The organism is Pseudoxanthomonas sp. LjRoot204_2 (genome assembly GCF_056175765.1).
In genome coordinates this window covers 1-1,052 of sequence record NZ_JBGFFG010000733.1, presented here as the reverse complement: position 1 = coordinate 1,052, position 1,052 = coordinate 1, and the positions used below count along the sequence as shown (strand labels likewise).

Annotated in this window: 2 protein-coding genes; both read right to left on the bottom strand. The window is 70.5% G+C overall.

Annotated elements, in window-relative coordinates:
• Window positions 1-411: pentapeptide repeat-containing protein (locus AC04L7_RS19480; protein ID WP_475513814.1), on the bottom strand; the 411-nt coding region annotated here is incomplete at its 3' end.
• Window position 412: 1 nt separating this feature from the next.
• Window positions 413-1,052, bottom strand: a 640-nt coding sequence (locus tag AC04L7_RS19475) for a pentapeptide repeat-containing protein (protein WP_475513813.1), incomplete at its 5' end; no start/stop codon positions are given.

Genomic DNA, 1,052 nt, shown 5'->3' with positions numbered 1-1,052 from the left:
CTCCAGGTCGGCTCCGATCAGCGCGGCATGGGCGAAGTCGCAGTTCGAGACGGTTGCCATCGACAGCACAGCCTGGGTCAGTTGCGCATGCGGCAGCGCGCAGTCGGTCAGCACCGCGCCGTGCAGGTCGGCACTGCGCAGCGCAGCATGGTCGAGGGTGCACCGGTTGAGCACGGCGCGGCGCAGGCTGGCGCCGTCCATCAGCGCGCCCTTGAAGCTGCACTGGTCGAACAGCGTCTCGCGCAGGTCGGCGCCGCGCAGGTCGGCCTCGTCGAACCGGCAGCGCGAGAACACGCCGCCGGCCAGGTACGCGCGCGCATAGGCGCCGGCGCCAAAGTCCTTGTCTTCCATCGGCTCGCCCAGCGTCACGGCGAGTGCCAGCAGTTTCGGGGTMAGCAGTGCGCTGGGCATCTCAACGCCCTCCCGCATGCTGTTCCGGCGTCAGCCGTGGGTGGATGCGCGCACGTTCGAGCAACGCCCCGTCGAACTTCGCGTCGCCATCGAGCCGCACGCGGGACAGGTCGGCGCCGAAGAGGTTGGCCTCGCGCAGATCCGCGCCGCGCAGGTCGGCGGACTGCAGGATGGCATCGTGGAAGTTGGCGCCCGCGAGACGGGCCCGCTGCAGCCCCGCCTTGCGAAACAGCGCCCCTTTGGCGTTCGCCAGGCGCAGGTCGCTGTCCGAAAGAAGGCCCATGCCGAAGTTCGCCCCCGCGAGGTTCGCCCGCGCCAGCCGCGCGCCGCTCAGGTCGCATTCGCCCAGGTTGGCATTGGCCAGCATGGCGCCGGTGAAATCGGCCCCCGCCAGGCGTGTGGTCTTGACCACCACCGCGCCAGCCATCCGGGCGCCGACGAAGCGGGCGTTCGCGGCATTGCAGCCGACCAGGCTGGCCGCGCCGAGATCCGCGCCGCTGAAGTCTGCGCCCTGCAGGTTGCATTCGATGAAGCTGCAGTTGGCCAGGACGGCTTCGACGAACCGCGCCCCGCTCATGTCGAGCTTGTAGAACAGCATCCCCGGCGCCACGATCGCCGAGGCGTCGGCTCCGGCCCAGACG